Annotated in this window: 3 protein-coding genes and 1 pseudogene; 2 read left to right on the top strand and 2 right to left on the bottom strand. The window is 78.5% G+C overall.

Translation table 11 applies throughout. The features are described from left to right. Nucleotides 1-729 (top strand): annotated as a pseudogene (locus tag ABD317_RS35155) (serine/threonine protein kinase); the annotation flags it as partial. Nucleotides 730-741: 12 nt separating this feature from the next. Beyond that, on the top strand, nt 742-1,791 hold the full coding sequence (locus ABD317_RS35150; protein WP_344295748.1) for an acyltransferase domain-containing protein: 1,050 nt from the start codon (nt 742-744) through the stop codon (nt 1,789-1,791). A 26-nt stretch (nt 1,792-1,817) separates the two neighbouring features. Here the strand turns inward: ABD317_RS35150 and ABD317_RS35145 are convergent, their stop codons facing one another. Together ABD317_RS35145 and ABD317_RS35140 are read right to left on the bottom strand one after the other, a co-directional pair. After that, entirely contained in the window at nt 1,818-2,579 is a 762-nt protein-coding gene (locus ABD317_RS35145) for a crotonase/enoyl-CoA hydratase family protein (protein WP_344295746.1), read from the bottom strand. Nucleotides 2,580-2,673: 94 nt separating this feature from the next. Further along, the coding region (locus tag ABD317_RS35140; protein WP_344295744.1) for an NUDIX domain-containing protein at nt 2,674-3,251 on the bottom strand (578 nt) is incomplete at its 5' end.

The following is a 3,251-nucleotide window of genomic DNA, read 5'->3' as shown; positions in this document are numbered from 1 at the left end:
GGCTCCGCCGACGCGGTGCTGGTCGCCGGCGGCGACGTGACGTACGTGCCGGCCGGAGGCGATGGCACCGAGACGACCGCGGGCGAGGAGACGGCGGAGCCGCCGGCGGGGTCCCCGTCGCCGACGCCCGGCAAGGGCGGCGAGGGGAAGAAGCGGGACGGTAAGGGCGAAGAAGGCGCGAAGGACGGGAAGGACGCGAAGGACGGGACCAGCGGGGAGGAGCGCGAGCCGTCGCCGGACGGCGACGGCTCCCCCGCCGAGGAGGTGGGGGCCGCGGGCGGCGCCGAGGACGACGCGGACGGCTCCGGCGGCGCGGGCGACGGCTCCGGCGGCGGTTCCGGCTCGGACGGCGGCGGCACCGGCTCCGGCGACACCGGCGGGAGCGGCGGCGGGGACACCGGCGGCAGCACGTCGGGAGGCGGCACCGGCGGCGGCTCGGACCCGGCGCCGTCCTGCACGCCGATCGGCGGCGGGAAGTACAACTGCCAGGTGTGGCGGACGGCCTCGTCGTACGACTCGGCGCACCGGCAGGTCGGCACGCTCTACGCCGGCACCAACTACTTCTACTGCCAGCAGAAGACGTCCTACCGCGAGACGGCCGGCGAGTGGACGAACGTGTGGTGGGGCAGGACCGACGACGACAACGGCAACGTCGACGTCTGGGTCAGCATGGTCTACGTCAAGGGCGGCGCCAACGACGCTCCGGTGCCCGGCCTGCCGGCCTGCTGAGATGATCCTGGCGTGACCGACCTCAACGCCGCCGCCGTCCGTGACCGGCTCGGCCTCGACGGCACGTACGCGCCGTGGACCGACGCCCTCGAAGCCGCCCACCCCGCGCCGCCCCCCGCCGCCGTGCCGCGGGGCGCGGAGCTGGCCGCGCTGCTGCGCGCCGTCGGCGTCCCGGAGCGCGAGGACGCAGAACTGGCCGCCGCGCTGACGGAGCTGACCGCGGCCGGCTCGCCGTACGGATGGCTGCTGGACCGCCCCGTCGCCGCGCTGGCCGCCGCGCTGGGGGCGGTCGGCGACGACCGGGGCGGGCCGGGGACCGGGCCGACGCTGCCGGCGGCGCTGGGCGCGGCGGGGCGCTGGTTCCACACCGCGGTGTTCCTGGCCGCCGTGCCGGAGGTGCGGGCGTACCACGCGCGGCTCGACGTGCCCGACGACGTGTCCTGGGAGACGCTCGCCGACCTGGGCAACAAGGTGGGCGTCCACCGCCGGCTGCACGGCGCCGGCGGCATGGCCTACCAGGCGTGGATGACGCTGCCGTACGGCGGCATCCTCTACCGGCTCGGCCGGCTGCAGTTCAACCTCGACCAGGACCCGGACGCCGGCCGCGGCCTTGAGGTGCACATACCGGAGGGCGGGCCGCTGGACCCGCAGGCGTGCGCGGCGTCGTACGCGCGGGCCGCGGAGTTCTTCCCGCGCCGCTTCCCGGGGTTCCTCGGCGCCGCCGCGGCCGGCGGCGAGCTGCGGCTGAACTGCGCGTCGTGGCTGCTGGACCCGCAGCTCGGGGAGTATCTGCCGGAGGGGAGCAACATCATGCGCTTCCAGCGCCGGTTCACCCTCGACCCGGGTGAGGCGGAGCACGTGCCGCGGCCCGACGAGCACGGGCTGGCGGCGCCGGACCGCGGCATCGTGGAGTTCGTGTTCCGGCGCCTGGTGCGTACGCCCGCGGACGTCGCCGCGCTGCCGGCGCGTACGACGCTGGAACGGGCGGTCGTGGCGCACCTCGCGGCCGGCCGGCACTGGGGCGCGCCGCGCGGGTCGTTCATGCTGCCCGTCCCCGGCTGAGAACCGCCGCCGCGCGGTCCCCGGTCTCAGAACGCGCCGTGCCGCCCCTCCCCCGCGGCGAAGCGCGCCGCGCCGGCCGTCGCCTCGGCCAGCGCCGCGCTGCCGTGGCGCAGCTCGGCGGCCAGCGCCTCCGCCTCCGGCAGCCCGTGCTGGGCGAGCACCGAGGCGCGGTCGGCGCGCAGGCAGGTCTGCGGGAAGCGGGCGATGTCCGCGGCCAGTTCCTCCGCCGCGGCCCGCGCCCGGCCGGCCGGCACGACACGGTCGGCGAGGCCCATGCCGTACGCCTCGGGGGCCGGGACGGGGCGGCCGGTGAGGATGAGGTCCAGGGCGCGGCCGGTGCCGATCAGCCGGGGCATCCGGACGGTGCCGCCGTCGATCAGCGGCACGCCCCAGCGGCGGCAGAAGACGCCGAAGACCGCGTCCTCCTCGGCGACCCGCAGGTCGCACCAGAGCGCCAGCTCCAGCCCGCCGGCGACGGCATGGCCGCTGACGGCGGCGATGACGGGCTTGGTCAGGCGCATCCGGGTAGGCCCCATGGGGCCGTCGCCGTCGGGCGCGACGCGGTTGCCGTCGGGGGTGCCGAGCGCCTTGAGGTCGGCGCCCGCGCAGAACGTGCCGCCCTCCCCCCAGAGCACGGCGACGCGGGCGTCGGGGTCGGCCTCGAAGGCCCGGAAGGCGTCGGCGAGTCCGGCGGCGGTGGGCCCGTCGACGGCGTTGCGGACCTCGGGGCGGGCGAGGACGACGGTGGTGACGGGGCCGGTGCGCTCGGTGCGTACGTGTCCGCTCATGGCCGGACGTTACCAGCGCGTAGGGCCGCGGGAATACGGGCCGCGGGCGGGCGCGGGCGCCCCGCCCGTACGGTCCGGGGGGCCGCGCCGCCGCTCAGGCCGGCCGGCCCGCGACGAGGTCCAGCGGGCCCGCTCCCTCCGTGCGGGCGCCGAGCCCGGCGCCGGCGACGGCGGCGCCGCGCGGTGAGAGCAGGTCGTCGAGTTCGTCGGGGCCGGCCAGCCGCCAGTCGACGATCTCGGTGCCGTCGACGCGGACGCCGGCCAGCTCGGGCGCGCCGAGCACCCCGCCGTCGTAGAGGTAGACGACGAGCGCGGGCACGGGACGGCGCACGGCGAAGTCCACGGCGAGCAGCCGGCCCAGCGGCCGGTCGAGCCCGGTCTCCTCGCGCAGCTCCCGCCGGGCCGCCGGGCGCGGCGTCTCGCCCAGGTCGCTGTCCACGCCGCCGCCCGGCAGCTGCCAGCGGCCGTCGTCGCGGTATCCGGCGCGCACCACCAGCACCCGGTCGGCGGAGCGGCGTACCAGCGCGCCGGCGCCGACGAGCACGCGCGGGCGCACGGCCAGGTACGAGGAGGGGTCCAGCGCGGCGGCGTGCTCCAGCTCGGCGCGGCGGCCCGCGGGGAGCGCGGCCGGGGAGCCGGGCTGCGGCTCGCCCCCGACGAGGTGGGCGACGG

The organism is Streptomyces synnematoformans (genome assembly GCF_039531005.1).
Taxonomy (GTDB): Bacteria; Actinomycetota; Actinomycetes; order Streptomycetales; family Streptomycetaceae; genus Streptomyces; species Streptomyces synnematoformans.
Note: the sequence above shows the minus strand (reverse complement) of the source record. Positions and strands in the feature narration are given on the sequence as shown.